The sequence below is a fragment of the Streptomyces resistomycificus genome (assembly GCF_001514265.1).
Taxonomy (GTDB): Bacteria; Actinomycetota; Actinomycetes; order Streptomycetales; family Streptomycetaceae; genus Streptomyces; species Streptomyces resistomycificus.
On sequence record NZ_KQ948996.1, the window covers coordinates 46,215 to 61,844 of the forward strand.

Here is a 15,630-nt window from a genome sequence, read left to right on the forward strand (position 1 = left end):
CGCCGACCGGAGGAGAGACGACCATGCCGAGCGTCATTCAGCGCATCAAGCAGTTCACGAGGAGCCCGCAGGGGCGCCGCACCATGGACCACGCGCGTCGTACCGCGTCCGACCCGCGTCGCCGCGCCCAGGCGCAGCGGCTGCTGAGCAAGTGGCGCAGCCGCCGGTGACCGGCCCGACGCGGCCGTGACGGCCTGTCAGCTGTGGAAGGTGATGTAGCCGTTGCGGTCGCGGTCGGAGCCGCTCTGGGTGTACGAGTGCACGTCCGCCCGGCTGCCTGACGGCTTGTACAGGTAGATCGTGTCCTTGTCGTTGTTCCAGATGAAGTTGCAGTTCTGGCGGTAGACGACGTTCTTCGCGTCCGAGTCGGTGCCGTTGCCGCCGCGCAGCTTCACGTAGTCGCCCGGCTGGAGATAGTGGTTCGCGGTGAAGTCGAAGAAGTTGCCGACGGTGTCCTCGACGACGTAGCCCTTGAGGTTGACGGTCTTCGAGGCCGAGTAGTTCTTGATCGTCAGATACTCGTCCTTGGTGTTGCCGGTACGGCAGTTGTTGGAGTCCGAGCCGGGCGCGTCGTACTGAACGCCCTTCACCTTCAGCGCGGACGTGTATTCGGCGGCGTGCGCCGGTGCGGCCGAGACGGCGGCTATCGAGCCGGCGGCGGTGACCATCGCCAGGGCAAGGCGTATACGCATGAGGAATCCCCCCTCGGTGGTGCGACTGGAGCGCGAGGAGCGTATCGCGTCCATGAACACGATGTGGCGGCAGTGTGGGGAAAATGTGAAGCGCATGCTGGGTGGGGTGGTCTCCGACGACGGCGATAGGGTCCCGGCATGGTTCGTACCGACGTGGGGATCCTGCACCCGGGTGCCATGGGCGCCGAGGTGGCGGCCCAGGCCGTGGCCGCGGGCAACGAGGTCTGGTGGTTGGCGCGCGGGCGGTCGGCCGCGACCCGGCAACGGGCCGAGGAGCTGGGGCTACGGCCCGCCACAAGCATGGCGGAGCTGACCGCCGAGTGCGCCGTGCTGCTGAGCGTGTGCCCTCCGGCGGCAGCCCTCGACGTCGCCCGCCAGGTGGCGACGGCGGGTTTCGACGGCGTCTACGTCGAAGCCAACGCGATCGGTCCCGACCGCATGGCCCAGATCGCCGAGGTGCTGGGAGGCGGCGGGGCCAGGCTCGTCGACGGCGGCATCATCGGACCGCCTCCCCGTGAGCCCGTGACGACCCGGCTGTACCTCTCGGGCGACGACAACGTCGTGGCGGAGGTCGCCGCCCTGTTCGACGAAACGCTGCTGACCCCGGTCACGGTGGCCGGGCCGGTCGGCCGTGCCTCCGCGCTCAAGCTGGCGTTCGCCGCCTACAACAAGATCTCCTACGCGCTCGCCGCCGAGGCCTGCGCTCTCGCCGAGGGGCACGGCGTGCTCGCGGATCTCCTCGATGTCGCCCGGCACATGCTGCCGGACACCCCGCTGGCCCGGCCGCAGCAGCTGGCGGGCGCGGGCCCCAAGGCCTGGCGCTGGGAGCCGGAGATGAGGGAGATCGCCGAAGCCTGGCGGGGGAGGGGGCAGTCGGGTGCGTTCGCCGACGCCGCCGCCGAGACCTTCGACCGCTGGCGGGCGCACAAGGACGACGTGACGGTGACGAGCGAGCAGCTCCTGGCCGACCTCGGCGGGCGGGAGCCGGACGAGGCCGGGTGACACGACGGGCGGCCTGGTCGGTGGGAGCGGCGGCCGGTGGGGCGCCGCTCAGTCCCACAGGGCGTAGACCAGTCCCACAGGGCGTAGGTCAGTCCCACAGGGCGTAGGTCAGTCCCACAGGGCGTAGGTCACCGTGCGGGCCGACCGCTCCGGCCGGTCGCCGGTGTAGGTGAGCGTCATCCGGTCGTAGCGCTGCTGCGGGGGATGCCCCTTCCAGGACTGCGTCTGGTCGAGGCGGACGACGACCGGATACGAGCGGAACGTCCCCGCCGCACAGTACGGCTCGCAGTCGTTGAGCCAGTTGACACCCTTCGCCCGCGCGGACGTGGTGTCCCAGTGCGTCCAGCGCAGCGCGGCGAGACGGCTGTTGCCGTCGCCGCAGGCCAGGACGAAGTCGGCGGGACGCACCTGCGGCTTCGCGAAGCAGTCGACGAGCACGGTGTCCCGGGGCGGCTGCGCCACGGCCCGTGCTGGCGTGGCCGGTGCCCCGGCCGGGGCGGCGGAGGCCGGCCCCATGGCCGCCGCGAACGCCACCGCGGCACAGAGGGCCGCCGCCTTGGTCATCGCGAGTCTCCGCATGTCAGCTCCCCGCCGTTCGCACAGGTCCCTCTGCAGACGCTACGACCGGGTCCGCCGGCGCACCACTCGAACGGCGCAACGCCGGGGTTCGGAGGCCCGGAGGCACCCGTTCAGTGGCCCCGCCCGACCCGCGCCAGGGCCCCACTGAGCGTCGTCCGGGCAATTTATGGACCGCTCGACCGGGCCGTCTTTGGCTCTGTCGGCCGGGCCATGACCGCGACAGGGTGAGAGCACACCGAACCCTGCGGAGGCCCTCCTTGAGCATCGCGTTCCTGCTGACCAGCCTCGTGGTGGTGGTCACCCCGGGCACCGGCGTGGTCTACACCCTCGCCGCCGGCCTCTCCCACGGCCGCCGCGCGAGCGTCGTCGCCGCGTTCGCCTGCACCCTCGGCACGGTGCCGCACCTGATCGCGACGATCACCGGCCTCGCCGCGCTGCTGCACACCAGCGCCGTCGCCTACGAGACGGTGAAGTACCTCGGCGTCGCCTACCTCCTGTACATGGCCTGGGCGACGCTGCGCGACAAGGACGCGCTCACGGTCGAGACGGACTCCGCGCCACGACCGGCCACCCGCGTGATCGCCTCGGGGGTCCTGCTCAACCTGCTCAACCCCAAGCTGACGATGTTCTTCGTCGCGTTCCTCCCGCAGTTCGTCCCCGTCGGCGAGTCCGGCTCCCTCGGCGCGATGCTCGAGCTCAGCGCCGTCTTCATGGCCCTCACCTTCGTCGTCTTCGCCGCGTACGGCATGTGCGCCGCCGCCGTACGCCACCGCGTGCTGGCCCGGCCCCAGGTCCTGACCGGCCTCCGCCGCGTGTTCGCCGTCTGCTTCGTGGGCCTGAGTGCCCGACTGGCGGTGGCGTGAGCATGCGCTTCCGGCACGCGGACGCCCTCTGGGCCGACTACCCCGAGCTCTGCGCGGGCGCCCTGTACGCCACCGGCGTCGACGCCGCCGTCGACGTCGGCCCGCGCGTCGCCGAGTACTCCGGCCGCGCCACGGCCCGCCTCGCCGGCGCGCCCGAGAGCACGTTTCCCGAAGTCCTGGCCTGGCGGCGGGCCTTCTCCCGGATGGGGCTCAAGCCGACCCAGTACCGGTGCGCCTCGGAGTCGCTGTTGCGGCGGCTGCGGAAGGAGGGCGAGCTGCCCCGTATCCACCCGGTGGTCGACCTGTGCAACGCGCTCTCGGTCGCCTACGGAGTCCCGGTCGCCGTCCTCGACGTGGACCGCGTCTCCGGTCCCCTGCTCGAGGTGCGCCGGGCCCACAGCGACGAGCACTACACGTCCTTCGGCGGCGGTACCGAGCACCCGGCCCCGGGCGAGGTGACCTTCGTCGACTCCGAGGGCCGGGCACACGCCCGCCGGTGGACCAACCGGCAGAGCGGCCACTCCGCCGTCGAAGAGCACACCGGCCGGATCCTCGTGGTGACCGAGGCCATGCACGACGACGGCCCGCAGACCGTGGCGGAACTGCTGAAGACCGTCGCCGAGGAGCTGACCGCGCACTGGTCGACCACCATCGCCTCGGCCGTCCTCACTCGCTCCGCACCGGAGTTCACCTTCGGCGAGGAGGGCGCCGAGGCGCGGAACGGCACATGACACCATGGGCCGGGTGAACGAGGGGGACCGGACACCGGACGCGCCGCCCTACGGCTCCGACTTCCTCCAGCTCGACGCCGGTGACGCCTCCGGCGCCGGCAAGGCCGACTGGCTGGCGCTGCGGCTGCGGCAGGCGATAGCCGACGGCAGGCTGGCGGTGGGCAGCAGGCTGCCGCCCACCCGGGTGCTCGCCGCCGAGCTGCGCGTCTCGCGCGGGGTGGTCACCGAGGCGTATCGGAGGCTGACGGAAGACGGCCACGTCGAGGGACGTCGCCGCGGTGGCACGGTGGTGGTCGCCGCCCCCGCCGTGGCACCGCCCGCGTCCCCGCCCCCTTCCCCGGCGGACCACGCCCGCACCGTCGCCGACACCGAACCGGGCACGCTCTTCGACGGCGTGCCCGGCGCCGAGATCTTCGACGCGCTGCGTGCCGTCCGCGCCCGCGTCGACTTCACCCCCGGCCAGCCCGACCTCGCCGCGTTCCCCCGTACGGCCTGGCTGCGCGCGGAACGGGCCGTACTCACCGAGCTGTCCGCCGAACACCTCGGCTACGGCGACCCCCGCGGCGCCCCGCAACTGCGCGCCGCGGTCGCCGGCTGGCTGGCGCGCAGCCGGGGCATCCGGGTGGAGCCGGACGAGGTCCTGATCGTCGCCGGCACCGCGCAGGCCCTCACCCTGCTGCACCCGGTGCTGCGGGCGGAGGGCATCGACTCCGTCGCGGTGGAGGACCCGGGCTCGCTCGGCACCCGCCAGCACCTGCTGCACGGCGCCCTGGCCACACCACCGGTACCGGTCGACGACGACGGTGTCCGCGTGGACGCCCTGCGCGCCACCGGTGCCCGCGCCGCGCTGCTCACGCCCGCCCACCAGTTCCCCACCGGCGTGGTCATGAGCGGCGAACGCCGGCGCGAACTGCTGCGGTGGGCCGAGGACGGCGGCCTGATCGTGGAGGACGACTACGACGCGGAACACCGCTACGACCGGCCGCCCGTCCCCGCACTGCGCGCGCTGCTCGCCGACCACGTCTGCTATGCGGGCAGCGTGTCCAAACTCCTCGCCCCCGCCCTGCGGATCGGCTGGCTGGTGCCTCCGCCCCGTCACCGGGCCGCGCTGACCGAGGCGAAACGCTTCACGGACCTCGGCAACGCGGTCCTGCCGCAACTGGTGCTCGCCCGGCTCATGGACTCCGGCGACCTGGAACGCCACCTGCGCCTGCTGCGCGGGCGCCACCGACGCCGTCGCGACGCGATGATCGAGGCCATCGGCGCACACCTGCCGGGCGCGACCGTGCATGGCGCCGCGGCCGGCCTCCATCTGACCGTCACGTACGCGCCGCAGGTGTCCGACACCGACCTCGCCGCCGCCGCGCTCGGCCGGGGCGTGAAGTGCCAGCCCCTCTCCTGGCATCGCCAGCTCCCCGGCCGCCCCGGCCTGGTCCTCGGCTACGCGGCCACCCCGCCCGGCGCGATCGCCGACGGAGTGGCGGCGATCGGCCAGGCGCTGCGCGACCTGTCGTGACGCGCACTGGCCCGGTGAGGCGGGGCCCCTGGCCTGCGTCGGGTGATGACAGCTGACGACGTGTTGTGCGTCCTCGCGCTGCTGCGGGGGCGCAGGCGAAGGTCTGGGCGTCACCCGATGCCGAGCGTCCCTTCACCTGTCCCTCCTCGTCCTGGAGCCCCTACCCGCACCAGCACGACCCCGGCCCCTTCCCCGACCCCCTCACCTTCGACCCGGACCACTGGGAGCCGGGCCGGGCGGCGGGCACCCGGGGCTCCTTCCTCGCGTTCGGCGACGGTCGGCGCGAGTGCATCGGCGAGAACTTCGCCGGGGCCGAGCTCCAGATCACCCTGGCCACGGGGCTGCGAACCTGACCTGTTCCGAAGCTCGTCTCCCGGCCTCCGCGCCCCCAGGCCGTGGTCACGGTCAGGCCCGGCACCATGGCCATGAGCTACCAGCGGAACCCGGCCGCATGACCGAAAACAGGAGGCATTAGCATATGAGCGCCACCTAGCTCGAAAGAGAACACTTGTGACTGTCAACGAGGACTCGTTCACCAACTGGAAGAACCGCGAGGAGATCGCGGAATCGATGATCCCGATCATCGGGAGGCTGCACCGGGAGCGGGATGTCACCGTGCTGCTCCACAGCCGTTCCCTGGTGAACAAGTCAGTGGTCAGCATTCTCAAGACCCACCGGTTCGCCCGGCAGATCGCCGGTGAGGAACTCTCGGTCACCGAGACGCTGCCGTTCCTGCAGGCCCTGACCACGCTCGATCTCGGTCCGTCCCAGATCGACATAGGCATGCTCGCCGCGACGTACCGGACCGACGACCGCGGTCTGTCGGTGGAGGCCTTCACCGCCGAGGCCGTCGCCGGTGCCTCGGGCGCCAACAAGATCGAGCGCCGTGAGGGACGCGACGTCGTCCTCTACGGATTCGGCCGGATCGGCCGCCTCGTCGCCCGCCTGCTCATCGAGAAGTCGGGCTCCGGCAACGGCCTGCGGCTGCGCGCCATCGTGGTCCGCGGCGGCGGCGACCAGGACATCGTCAAGCGCGCCTCGCTGCTGCGCCGCGACTCCATCCACGGCCAGTTCCAGGGCACGATCACCGTTGACGAGGCGAACAGCACGATCGTCGCCAACGGCAACGAGATCAAGGTGATCTACGCCAACGACCCCTCAGAGGTCGACTACACGGCGTACGGCATCAAGGACGCCATCCTCATCGACAACACCGGAAAGTGGCGCGACCGCGAGGGTCTGTCGCAGCACCTGCGCCCCGGGATCGACAAGGTCGTCCTGACCGCGCCGGGCAAGGGCGACGTCCCCAACATCGTGCACGGCGTCAACCACGACACCATCAAGCCGAACGAGCAGGTCATCTCCTGCGCCTCGTGCACCACCAACGCGATCGTCCCGCCGCTGAAGGCGATGGCCGACGAGTACGGCGTGCTGCGCGGCCACGTGGAGACCGTCCACTCGTTCACCAACGACCAGAACCTGCTGGACAACTACCACAAGGCCGATCGCCGGGGCCGTTCCGCGCCGCTCAACATGGTCATCACCGAGACCGGCGCGGCCTCCGCCGTCGCCAAGGCGCTGCCCGACCTCAAGGCGCCGATCACCGGCAGCTCGATCCGTGTCCCGGTGCCGGACGTCTCGATCGCGATCCTCAGCCTGCGGCTCGGCCGCGAGACCACCCGCGAGGAGGTCCTCGACCACCTCCGTGACGTGTCGCTGACCTCGCCGCTCAAGCGCCAGATCGACTTCACCACCGCCCCCGACGCGGTCTCCAGCGACTTCATCGGCTCCCGCCACGCCTCGATCGTCGACGCCGGCGCCACCAAGGTGGACGGCGACAACGCGATCCTCTACCTCTGGTACGACAACGAGTTCGGCTACTCCTGCCAGGTCATCCGAGTGGTCCAGCACGTCTCCGGAGTGGAGTACCCGACCTACCCGGCCCCGCAGGCCTGATTCCCCGGTGTAGGACCCGTGGGTCAGTGCGCGATGCAGGTGCGAGATGCGCACTAGATGCGCCATTCCGGAACCTGGTGCGCACTGACTCCGGTCCGTAATTGGCTGGTCCGGGAGCGCGCTCATCTGCTGGCGACGCCTGTCACAGCCGCCCCGGTCCCTCGCCCTCTCGCAGTAGCCATTCCCTGACCGAGGGAGCATGGCCAAAGAGCTGACCGACCTGCATGCCTTCCTCGCGTGAGGTCACCCGCGACAGCGGGGTGAAGTCGTCGGGAAGCACGTCCAGCAGGCTCATCACGCGGTCTCCCGCACGCAGAGTGATCAACAGCTCGCACCGCAGCTGACGAGGAACGTCCGGGCGGTGGGACAGGCTGTGCCACAAGGCCGGCCACAAGTAGTGGGTGCCGTCGGGCGCCGCATTCGCTTGCACCCAGGCCGGGTCCAACCGCTGGCTCAGGCCGAGGTCACACGCCCGCTCCTCCAGCCTGAACAGCGAGGCGGAGTCAACAGCCTTCAGCTCGCGAGGCAGCGGTTGATCGAAGTCCATCGCCCCATGCTGCCCGACGGCACCGCACGACGAGGAGCCGACCCCGAATTCATTCCGTTAGGAGTCCTCGGTCAACGGCACGACCGGACCAACGATCGCATGGTTCGGGACGGCACGACCGCCAGTAGGCGTTCGAGGCCCTCATGGGGCGCGTAGACGGCCGGTTGGCCCCGCAGAGGGCACTCATCAAGGTGCGTATCTTCACACAGCCCCAAGTTCCGGAGGCCGAAGGGCCCAACCCGGATTTCACCACAGTCTTCGACGGCTCCCTCTTGCTGCCTGACGGCCGCATCGCAGTCGGCGATGTCGAGCAACTGACCCGCTTCGTGCATCGAGTGGGCGACCGCGGCGAGTACGACGTGCGTGTCGCAGTGAACTCGCCGGGGCCGGACGCCGACGCCATCGACATCACCATCACCCGCCCCGGCAAGTGATCAGCCGGGACGGCCACCTCAGCGTATGCGGGCCGCTCGCAGCGCTTTCATTCACGACCAAGGTCACGATCTACAGCTGGAGTATGAGGGCGGGATCCGACGAGTTGGAGAGGTGGGCCGGATCGCTGGCGGTTCAGGCAGACGCCGGCCTGCGGATGCGCGGGTGGTTCTGAAGCGCCCACCGCACGGTCTTCGGCGGGCGTCCGAGCAGGGTTTCCAGTGAACGCCCGCTCGCCGTCTAGGACGAAGTCCTCCGCGTACGCCGAATCACATCGGCGAAGCGGTAGGTGGGCGAGCTGTCCACACGGGGCCTGGCGGGTGGTGTCACTTCTTCAGCTGGGCGTACATGGCTTCCAGGTCGGAGGACAGCTGGGACTTGACCCAGCGGGTGGTGTCGTCGGCCAGCACCTCGTGCGCTCCCGCCTCGATGCCGTCGAGTGCGGCCACGGCGATGTCGCGGGGGTCGGCCTTGGGCGCGTCGACACCCGACGTCATGTCGGTGTCCACGTAGGCCATGTGAAGCCCGGTCACCGCGATGCCGCGCGGCTGCAACTCCAGGCGCAGGGAGTTGGTCTGCGACCACAAAGCGGCCTTGGAGGCACCGTAGGGCGTGCCGTCGGCCAGCCAGGACAGGGCGGAGTGGGCATTGAGGATGTGGCCCCCGCCGTTGCGCTCGATGACCGGCACAAAGGCCCGGGTGACCAGCAGCGGCCCGTAGAAGTTGGTCTCCAGATCCCGGCGCACGTCCTCCATCGCGGAGTTGAGGTAGGAGGCGCCAGCGGACGCGCCGGCGTTGTTGATCAGGATGGTGACGTCCTGGGCCTGCTCGGCGGCGGCTGCCACAGATGCCGGGTCAGTGGCCTCGAGCGCCAGCGGAACGGCATCGGGGTGGGTCACCGTGCGCGGGTCACGGGCTGTGGCGTAGACCTTGCCGGCCCCGCGCGCATAGAGCTCCTCGACCAGCATCTTGCCGATGCCACGGCTGCCTCCGGTGACGAAGACGCTGGCGCCCTTGATTGCTGTCATGACTACCTCCACGAAAAGGAAAACCGTTCGGTTTCACCACAGTAAACCGATCGGTTTTGTCATGCAAGTCAGGCGGAACTCAGGCTTCGGGAGTTGGCCTCCTGTCCATCGACGAAGTCCGTACTCGCCGGGCGCAGGGCGGTGAAAGCCGCGAGTCCGCCGACAGTGATCGACGTGGCCTGGCGGACCTCAGGCGGAGATCAGCGGAGTGACTTGAGGAGTGGCGTGTCGTACGGCTCGGTGTCGCCGACGTGCTCGGCGGGCGGGCCCTTGCGGGCCGGCCTGGGGCCGGCGACCAGGGGCGGCTCAAGTACGGCGGGCGGGTCGGCGAGGCGCGCGACGACAAGGAACACAGGCCCGACGACCTTTGTAGCGACGAGAGCTCAGTCCGCGGGGGCCGGCGCGGCCCCGTACGGACGGGTCACGCACCCTGCGTGAGCCCACATACCAGAGTCGCGGGATGATCCGGCCCCGATCCGGCCTTCCTTGTGTCGCCTGTCGCCGCGGCGACACCGCGCCGGTCGCCGAGCGCCTCGACGCCGCAGGCAAACGCGCCCCGGTCGCTGATGCGTTGGGAGGGAAACGGATGAGGCCGGCCGCCGTGTGGATCTCAGGTGCTTCTTATGGGACCGGAACCACCGGCAGGACGATGCGGGAGGGTCGGGTGGGGTCGTGGAGGACGCGCTGGCGGGCCACTCGGGCCGTGGTCGCGCTCTCCTCGGGCTCGCCCGTGTTGAGATTGCGGTCCCAGCGGGGGAAGTTGCTGGATGTGACCTGGACCCGTATCCGGTGCCCCGCCCGGAAGACGATGCTGGTCGACCACAGGTCCACCACGTGCTCGGCCACCACGCCCGGGGTCGCCGCACGCACCCGCACGATGCCGTCGGCCACATTGCGGGAGACACCGTTCTCATCGACATCGCACAGGCGCGCCACCCAGTCGGTCGAGGGTCCGTCCGTGGCGGCGAAGAGCACCGCCCGGACCCGGCCGGTCACCTCGACGTCCTCGGTGAGCGGTTCGGTGGTGAAGACCAGGACATCCTCGCGCGCCTCGACGGCCGCCTGGTCGAGCGGCCCGGGACGGAACTCGTCGGTGTTCAGGAGCCCGCCGCCCATGAGAATCGCGCCGCCGGTGGTCGGCACCGGGTCCATGGGGTCGTAGGTGAACTCCTCGGCCTGCTCGGCGGCGGACGGTGGCTCCAGGGTCAGGCGTCCGTCCGCGCGCAGGTGGAAGTCCGTGTCCACCGTCCGCGACAGCGGCCACTCCGTCTCCTCGCGCCACTGGTTGATACCCATGACGAACAGCAGCACCGTGCCCGTGTCCGGTTCCACAGCTTCACTGTCGCCACCGCCGTCGCCAAGGGTGCGCCGGAACCAGTCGAACTGCATGTCGTGCAGGCGTCCGCGCATGCCCATGTAGTCGGAGTGCGCGCCGAACCCGAAGTTGACGTCCCCGACCACGTGCCGCCAGTTGGTGTGGGTCCACGGGCCCATGACCAGCGTGGCGGACCGGCCGGCGCGACGCATGGCGGTGAAGTTGTCGAGCGTGCCCTGGCCGAAGACGTCGAACCAGCCGCCGACCTGGAAGGTGGGCAGATCGACCTCGCCGTGCCGGCCCGCGACAGTGCAGGACGCCGCCCACTCGGGCTCGCGCCGGGAACGCTCGTAGCCCAGCTCGGGCAGGTCGTGACGGGCGAACGCGGGAAACCGCCCGGCGGGCAGTTCACCGTAACCGCCGCTAGCCAGGCCGTCGAAATCCTGCACGAGCCCGGTGATGCTGTTCACGAGCCCGTCGAGGTCGGTGGAGTGACGGCGCATCAGGGTGTCGGCCCCCTGCAGGAGCGACCAGGGCACGCTGAGGCCGAGCTCGATCGCACCGCCACGTGTCCACAGCCCGTCGTCCGGGTCGGACCAGGTGATCATCGGCGCGATGGCCTTCAGCTCCGGTGGCTTCGACAGCGCCGCCATCCACTGGGTGTTGCCGAAGTAGCTGCCGCCGATCATGCCGACGGAGCCGTTCGAGCCGGGGAGGGCGGCGGCCCACCGTACGGTGTCGTAACCGTCGCTCTCCTCATACGTGAACGGCTCCCACTCGCCCTCGGAGGCGAACCGGCCACGAGTGTCCTGTAGGACCACCATGAAGCCGTGCCTGGCCGCCGCCAGAGGATCGAGTACGACGCCCATCATGGGCGTCTGCTTGCCGTACGGCAGCCGGCTCAGCAGCACCGGCCACGGTCCCGTACCGCCGGGCCGGTAGACATCCGCGCACAGCACCGTGCCGTCACGCATCTCTACCGGAACGTCGAACTCGATCTGGATCTCCGCCATGTGCCGCTCCATTACGTCTTACGTCTGCATGTCTTTTTGCTTGCGGGGTGCATGAGTGCGGGCAGGCGTCAGCCGGCCAGCTGGTTCATCTTGCGGATCTGCTTGTCGAAAACCTGGGCGGGAGCGAAGCGGCGCAGTATGCGCGCGCGTCCGGCCAGGGGCCCGGCGGTGTAGCGGAGCTTCGGCTTCGGGGCGGTCGCTGCCGCGACGATCGCCTGGGCGACGGCGGTGGGGGCGTCGCCGCCCCTGACGGCCTCCGCCATCACGCGGTCGACGGTGAGTCGCTGCTTCGCGTAGGCGTGCAGGGGGGTGTCGGGCTTCGTGCTGTTGGCCTCGAATCCCGTCCTGGTGTAGGCGGGTTCGACGAGGAGCGCCCGTATGCCGTGGTCGCGGACCTCGTGGTCCAGGGATTCGGTGTAGCCCTCGATCGCGTGCTTGGAGGCGGCGTAGGCGGCCATGTAGGGCTGGGGCAGGAACCCGAGTACGGACGAGATGTTGATGATGCGCCCGCGTCGCTGGGCGCGCATGTGCGGCAGGACCTCGTTCACCATGCGCATGACCCCGAAGACATTGGTGTCGAACATGCCCTGGGCCCGCGCGAGGGAGGTTTCCTCTGCCGCACCCATCGAGCCGACGCCGGCGTTGTTGACCAGGACGTCGATCCGCCCGAACCGCTCACTCACCTCCTGGACCACCGCGGTGACCGAGGTTTCGCTGACCACGTCGAGGTCGAGGAACGTCACACCGCCGAGCGGGGTGACGCGTGAGGTGTCGCGGCCTGTTCCGACCACGTCGAGACCCGCTGCGACCAGTGCGAGCGCGGTTTCCCTGCCTATGCCGGAGGACGCACCCGTTACGAGTGCCACCGGCCGATCTGTCGTCATCATGAATGCCCTACTCGTCGGAAACTGATCAGTTTCTTACCACAGTAAACCGATCGGTTTCCATGTGCAAGCTCAAACGCCAACTCGATCCGGGCCGCGCCACCGTCTGCACGCTGCGGCCGATCGGGCTGCGCGGCGACTGCGGCGTCGCGCCCAAGGTGGGGCGGAGCGCTGTTGGTGACGCGTGGCAGACAGGAGCCCGGCGCATGGCGGTCGGCCGCCACAAGGGCCCTGCGGACCATCGCCCGGTCAGGCGCCTTGCCGGCGGAAGCGCACCGACCGGCGCCTGCCGCAATGACGGCATCGCCAGGATCAGTGCGCAGGAGAGACGTCAAAGCGTCGTCCGCGCAGCGGCCGCCGGGTTCGCACTCAAGGGCTACTACGGCACCTCCGCCGAGGCGATCGCCAAACGCGTCGGCGTCACGCAGCCGTACCTCTTCCGGCTCTTCCCGGGCAAAAAGGCGATCTTCGTCGCCGCCTTGGTCTGGAGCCTGGAGCGCACCCGCCTGGCTTTCGAGCAGGCGACCGAGGGGATGCGACAGAGGGCAGGCCCTGGGCGCGCCATGGCGGGGGCGTACGCGCGGCTGATCTCGACGCGCCCCGAAGCGCCCCTGATGCAGATGCAGGGATACGCCGTCGTCGCGGCCGCTGCGGCAGAGGGCGATGACGGGACGGGCGGGCTCGTCCGGGCCGGCTGGATGCGACTGTGCGAAACCGTGCACCTGTCGCTGGGTGCCGATGCTCACGCGACCACGAGGTTCTTTGCTCGCGGCATGCTCGGCAACACTCTTACGGCCGTCGGGTTTCCCTCCGATTGCGGGGAGCGGGGGCGTGAGGCCATGGGCGCTGCTTCGGCTGCCGGAGTCGCGCATCAACCCGAAAGAGCGCATCGGTCGCCGATCCTGCTCGAAGACGGAGCGGATCAGTGCATGTCTGCCGAATCGAGCAGGGTGGTCACAGTGGGCGCGATGAGCCCGGTCAGATTGTCGGCACCGATCCCCGCGCGGGCGCTGGCACCGTCGAAGACCAGGATGAGCTGCCGGGCAAGCAGGTCGGGGTTGCTCGCCCCACCCCGTTCGGCCTCGGAACGGAAAAAGGCCGTCAGGTTTGCTTTGATCTGGTGGGCCACCCGGCTCGCGGGGTGGGCCTGATCCTTGAGCTCGATCTGCACAGCCAGATACCGGCAGCCCTGGAAGTCGGGCGCCCCTGCCTGCGACTCCACCCGCTCGAAGACGTGCAGGATCCGCTCGCGGGGTGACCGGCCGTCGTCCGCCGCCGGCAGGAGCCCGGCCGCGAAGGCGGAGGCGCGCTCCTTCAGGCTCACTGCCAGGAGTTCGTCCTTGCTCTCGAACAGCTGGTACATGGAGCGCTTCGACACTCCCGCCGCCTTGCACAGCGCCTCGACGCCGATGCTGACGCCGTCTTGGTAGGTGAGCGTGGCTGCTGCCTCCAGCAGCCGCTCCCGGGAACTTGGCTTCATTTCGGTGGTCATACCGCGAGGTTAACTCGAATAGGACGAAATTGAAACCGATCGGTTTCCATGGGGTGTCGAGGAGGCGCCCGCCGCCGGGCGGACACCTGCAGGCCGTCCAGAGGCTCGGCGACGGTCTTGGGGAAGAGGCCGTCGCCGAGCCCTGATGGTGCACGCGCCTCTCGTCCCCACGGGGGCGACGTACACCGGGGTCACTCCGAGTTATGGCCCGGCCTCGGGTGAGCTGCCTTCCGCTACGCCGGGGCAGCGGTCTTCTCGGGCTCCGTCCCGGCGGGGATGCGGTGCAGCCCCTTGCGGTCGTACCAGCCGGTCATGCCGAAACCGAAGAGGGCGGCTGCCGCGAGACCGACGGCCATCATGACCCAGCCCCGGCTCAGGCCGGCGTCGGCCTGGGCGTCGTAGTAGAGGATCGAGCGGATGCCGCCGGTGATCTGCCGCAGCGGTTCGAACTCCGCCAGGAAGCGGTAGAAGCCGGGCAGCGCCTGGATCGGCGTGGTGGCGTTGGCCGTCGGCACCGCCATCCCGATGAAGACCAGCGTGACCACCAACATGCCGGGCGTGCCGAAGACGGCGAGCAGGCTGAGCGCACCGATCCCGGAGACCGCGATGGCGCACACCGAGAACAGCCACAGCAGGGGCAGATGGGCGGCGTGCATCCCCATGAGGCCGACCGCGCCCACCATCACCAGGCTCCCCATCAGCAGCGACAGCCCGGCCATGAGGGTGCTGCTGACGGCGAGGGTCTGCACCCGCGTCGCCCGGATCAGTGGGCGGTGCAGGCGCAGCGGACCCATGTCGTTGTGGGTGTAGCCGAGGGCGTGGTCCACCTGGCCGCTGATGACGTTGGCGGAGAGCATGCCGCAGACCACGAGGACCAGGGCGTAGTAGAACGCCGTCAGGCCCAAGCCGCTGTGCGAGTCGAGGGGATGGCCGTCCTCGACGGTGACGGCAGCCGGGTCGACCAGGAGGATGCGTGCCGCGGCGGGCAGTTCCGCCTGCCTGGTCCCGCTCTGGGCGGTCAGTTCCTTGCCCACCTGGAGCGAGGCGCTCTCGGCCGCCTGCGTCGTCACCGCCCGGGCCAGACTGGAGCCCACACTGCCGGCGGACTGGTTGGTCAGCACCGTAAGCGTCGGACGGGTCGGGGTCCCGGCGGTCGCGGCGCCGGTGAGTGCGGTGGTGGCGGAGGTGAAGTCGGCGGGGACGACGAGCGCGCCGTACAGCTTGCCCTTGCCGAGTTCCGCCTTCATCTCCTTCTCGTCCATCACCTTCCAGTCGATCTTGTCCCCGCCCGCGGTGGACTTCTTGATCGACTCGGTGATCCGAGCCCCCAGGTTGACCTGCTCGCCGCCGACAGTGGCCCCCTTGTCGGCGTTGACCAGGCCGACGGGCAGATTCTTCATGTGATCGACGGGATCGACGTTGGCCCCGACGTAGAACACTGTGAACAGCAGCGCGAGGACGCCCGTGATGACGCCGTTGGCGATCCACAGGGGTTTGGCGCGCAGGACGCGGAACGGGTGAATCCCACTCATGACTTACTCCGGTCTCGGACAACACACTTATATCCGGAGGAGGGCGGA

Annotated in this window: 17 protein-coding genes and 1 pseudogene; 9 read left to right on the forward strand and 9 right to left on the reverse strand. The window is 70.0% G+C overall.

Annotated elements, in window-relative coordinates:
- Positions 1 to 23: 23 nt before the first annotated feature.
- A complete protein-coding gene (locus tag AQJ84_RS43555; RefSeq protein WP_169807750.1) occupies positions 24 to 170 on the forward strand; it encodes a hypothetical protein in 147 nt (48 codons plus the stop codon).
- 27 nt (positions 171 to 197) lie between these two features.
- Here AQJ84_RS43555 and AQJ84_RS26275 read toward each other — a convergent pair whose 3' ends face one another.
- Complete coding sequence (locus AQJ84_RS26275) at positions 198 to 692, reverse strand: lamin tail domain-containing protein (protein ID WP_053192692.1); 495 nt, start codon at positions 690 to 692, stop codon at positions 198 to 200.
- A 138-nt stretch (positions 693 to 830) separates the two neighbouring features.
- Between AQJ84_RS26275 and AQJ84_RS26280 the strand changes: the two genes are divergently transcribed.
- Positions 831 to 1,694, forward strand: coding sequence for an NAD(P)-dependent oxidoreductase (locus AQJ84_RS26280; protein WP_053192690.1), 864 nt, complete (start codon positions 831 to 833; stop codon positions 1,692 to 1,694).
- A gap of 108 nt (positions 1,695 to 1,802) precedes the next feature.
- Here the strand turns inward: AQJ84_RS26280 and AQJ84_RS26285 are convergent, their stop codons facing one another.
- Positions 1,803 to 2,273, reverse strand: a complete 471-nt coding sequence (locus AQJ84_RS26285) for a hypothetical protein (protein ID WP_030045424.1) — start codon at positions 2,271 to 2,273, stop codon at positions 1,803 to 1,805.
- Positions 2,274 to 2,530: 257 nt separating this feature from the next.
- Here AQJ84_RS26285 and AQJ84_RS26290 point away from each other — a divergent pair, with 257 nt between their 5' ends.
- The 5 genes from AQJ84_RS26290 (at position 2,531) to AQJ84_RS26310 (ending at position 7,339) form a co-directional block, all read left to right on the forward strand.
- A complete protein-coding gene (locus AQJ84_RS26290) occupies positions 2,531 to 3,136 on the forward strand; it encodes a LysE family translocator (protein WP_030045425.1) in 606 nt (201 codons plus the stop codon).
- Positions 3,137 to 3,138: 2 nt separating this feature from the next.
- A complete protein-coding gene (locus AQJ84_RS26295; protein WP_030045426.1) occupies positions 3,139 to 3,867 on the forward strand; it encodes a B3/B4 domain-containing protein in 729 nt (242 codons plus the stop codon).
- 4 nt (positions 3,868 to 3,871) lie between these two features.
- Positions 3,872 to 5,383 carry a MocR-like pyridoxine biosynthesis transcription factor PdxR gene (gene pdxR / locus AQJ84_RS26300; RefSeq protein WP_053192688.1) on the forward strand — a complete coding sequence of 504 codons (1,512 nt, stop codon included), beginning with the start codon at positions 3,872 to 3,874 and terminating at the stop codon, positions 5,381 to 5,383.
- 65 nt (positions 5,384 to 5,448) lie between these two features.
- On the forward strand, positions 5,449 to 5,736 hold the full coding sequence (locus AQJ84_RS26305; protein WP_053192686.1) for a cytochrome P450: 288 nt from the start codon (positions 5,449 to 5,451) through the stop codon (positions 5,734 to 5,736).
- A gap of 157 nt (positions 5,737 to 5,893) precedes the next feature.
- Positions 5,894 to 7,339 (forward strand): glyceraldehyde-3-phosphate dehydrogenase, encoded by a 1,446-nt coding sequence (locus AQJ84_RS26310; RefSeq protein ID WP_053192684.1) that lies wholly within the window; start codon positions 5,894 to 5,896, stop codon positions 7,337 to 7,339.
- Between the two features lie 142 nt (positions 7,340 to 7,481).
- Here AQJ84_RS26310 and AQJ84_RS26315 read toward each other — a convergent pair whose 3' ends face one another.
- Complete coding sequence (locus AQJ84_RS26315) at positions 7,482 to 7,886, reverse strand: hypothetical protein (RefSeq protein ID WP_030045428.1); 405 nt, start codon at positions 7,884 to 7,886, stop codon at positions 7,482 to 7,484.
- 191 nt (positions 7,887 to 8,077) lie between these two features.
- On the opposite strand from AQJ84_RS26315, the gene AQJ84_RS26320 reads away from it, so the two are divergent.
- Positions 8,078 to 8,320, forward strand: coding sequence for a hypothetical protein (locus tag AQJ84_RS26320; protein WP_198536389.1), 243 nt, complete (start codon positions 8,078 to 8,080; stop codon positions 8,318 to 8,320).
- Between the two features lie 324 nt (positions 8,321 to 8,644).
- Here the strand turns inward: AQJ84_RS26320 and AQJ84_RS26325 are convergent, their stop codons facing one another.
- From AQJ84_RS26325 to AQJ84_RS26335, 4 genes are all read right to left on the reverse strand, one after another.
- The gene (locus AQJ84_RS26325) at positions 8,645 to 9,346 is read right to left on the reverse strand and encodes an SDR family oxidoreductase (RefSeq protein WP_030045430.1); all 702 of its coding nucleotides are present in this window, start codon (positions 9,344 to 9,346) and stop codon (positions 8,645 to 8,647) included.
- A 200-nt stretch (positions 9,347 to 9,546) separates the two neighbouring features.
- Positions 9,547 to 9,699, reverse strand: a complete 153-nt coding sequence (locus tag AQJ84_RS43155; RefSeq protein ID WP_157875014.1) for a hypothetical protein — start codon at positions 9,697 to 9,699, stop codon at positions 9,547 to 9,549.
- Between the two features lie 268 nt (positions 9,700 to 9,967).
- Positions 9,968 to 11,674 (reverse strand): CocE/NonD family hydrolase, encoded by a 1,707-nt coding sequence (locus tag AQJ84_RS26330; RefSeq protein WP_053192682.1) that lies wholly within the window; start codon positions 11,672 to 11,674, stop codon positions 9,968 to 9,970.
- Positions 11,675 to 11,742: 68 nt separating this feature from the next.
- The gene (locus tag AQJ84_RS26335; RefSeq protein ID WP_169807751.1) at positions 11,743 to 12,558 is read right to left on the reverse strand and encodes an oxidoreductase; all 816 of its coding nucleotides are present in this window, start codon (positions 12,556 to 12,558) and stop codon (positions 11,743 to 11,745) included.
- A 206-nt stretch (positions 12,559 to 12,764) separates the two neighbouring features.
- On the opposite strand from AQJ84_RS26335, the pseudogene AQJ84_RS45000 reads away from it, so the two are divergent.
- Positions 12,765 to 13,025: pseudogene (locus AQJ84_RS45000) on the forward strand (helix-turn-helix domain-containing protein); the annotation flags it as partial.
- A 455-nt stretch (positions 13,026 to 13,480) separates the two neighbouring features.
- On the opposite strand, the gene AQJ84_RS26340 reads toward AQJ84_RS45000, so the two are convergent.
- Both AQJ84_RS26340 and AQJ84_RS26345 read right to left on the reverse strand, forming a co-directional pair.
- Positions 13,481 to 14,050: a TetR/AcrR family transcriptional regulator gene (locus AQJ84_RS26340; RefSeq protein ID WP_053192679.1), complete on the reverse strand. Its 570-nt coding sequence runs from the start codon at positions 14,048 to 14,050 to the stop codon at positions 13,481 to 13,483.
- A gap of 233 nt (positions 14,051 to 14,283) precedes the next feature.
- Positions 14,284 to 15,582 carry an SNG1 family protein gene (locus tag AQJ84_RS26345; RefSeq protein ID WP_030045434.1) on the reverse strand — a complete coding sequence of 433 codons (1,299 nt, stop codon included), beginning with the start codon at positions 15,580 to 15,582 and terminating at the stop codon, positions 14,284 to 14,286.
- Positions 15,583 to 15,630 lie beyond the last annotated feature (48 nt).

Coding starts and splice junctions, on each gene's coding strand:
- AQJ84_RS43555 (WP_169807750.1), top strand. CDS start 24: ATGCCGAGCGTCATTCAGCGCATCAAGCAGTTCACGAGGAGCCCGCAG.
- AQJ84_RS26275 (WP_053192692.1), bottom strand. CDS start 692: ATGCGTATACGCCTTGCCCTGGCGATGGTCACCGCCGCCGGCTCGATA.
- AQJ84_RS26280 (WP_053192690.1), top strand. CDS start 831: ATGGTTCGTACCGACGTGGGGATCCTGCACCCGGGTGCCATGGGCGCC.
- AQJ84_RS26285 (WP_030045424.1), bottom strand. CDS start 2,273: ATGCGGAGACTCGCGATGACCAAGGCGGCGGCCCTCTGTGCCGCGGTG.
- AQJ84_RS26295 (WP_030045426.1), top strand. CDS start 3,139: ATGCGCTTCCGGCACGCGGACGCCCTCTGGGCCGACTACCCCGAGCTC.
- pdxR (WP_053192688.1), top strand. CDS start 3,872: ATGGGCCGGGTGAACGAGGGGGACCGGACACCGGACGCGCCGCCCTAC.
- AQJ84_RS26315 (WP_030045428.1), bottom strand. CDS start 7,886: ATGGACTTCGATCAACCGCTGCCTCGCGAGCTGAAGGCTGTTGACTCC.
- AQJ84_RS26325 (WP_030045430.1), bottom strand. CDS start 9,346: ATGACAGCAATCAAGGGCGCCAGCGTCTTCGTCACCGGAGGCAGCCGT.
- AQJ84_RS26330 (WP_053192682.1), bottom strand. CDS start 11,674: ATGGCGGAGATCCAGATCGAGTTCGACGTTCCGGTAGAGATGCGTGAC.
- AQJ84_RS26335 (WP_169807751.1), bottom strand. CDS start 12,558: ATGACGACAGATCGGCCGGTGGCACTCGTAACGGGTGCGTCCTCCGGC.
- AQJ84_RS26340 (WP_053192679.1), bottom strand. CDS start 14,050: ATGACCACCGAAATGAAGCCAAGTTCCCGGGAGCGGCTGCTGGAGGCA.
- AQJ84_RS26345 (WP_030045434.1), bottom strand. CDS start 15,582: ATGAGTGGGATTCACCCGTTCCGCGTCCTGCGCGCCAAACCCCTGTGG.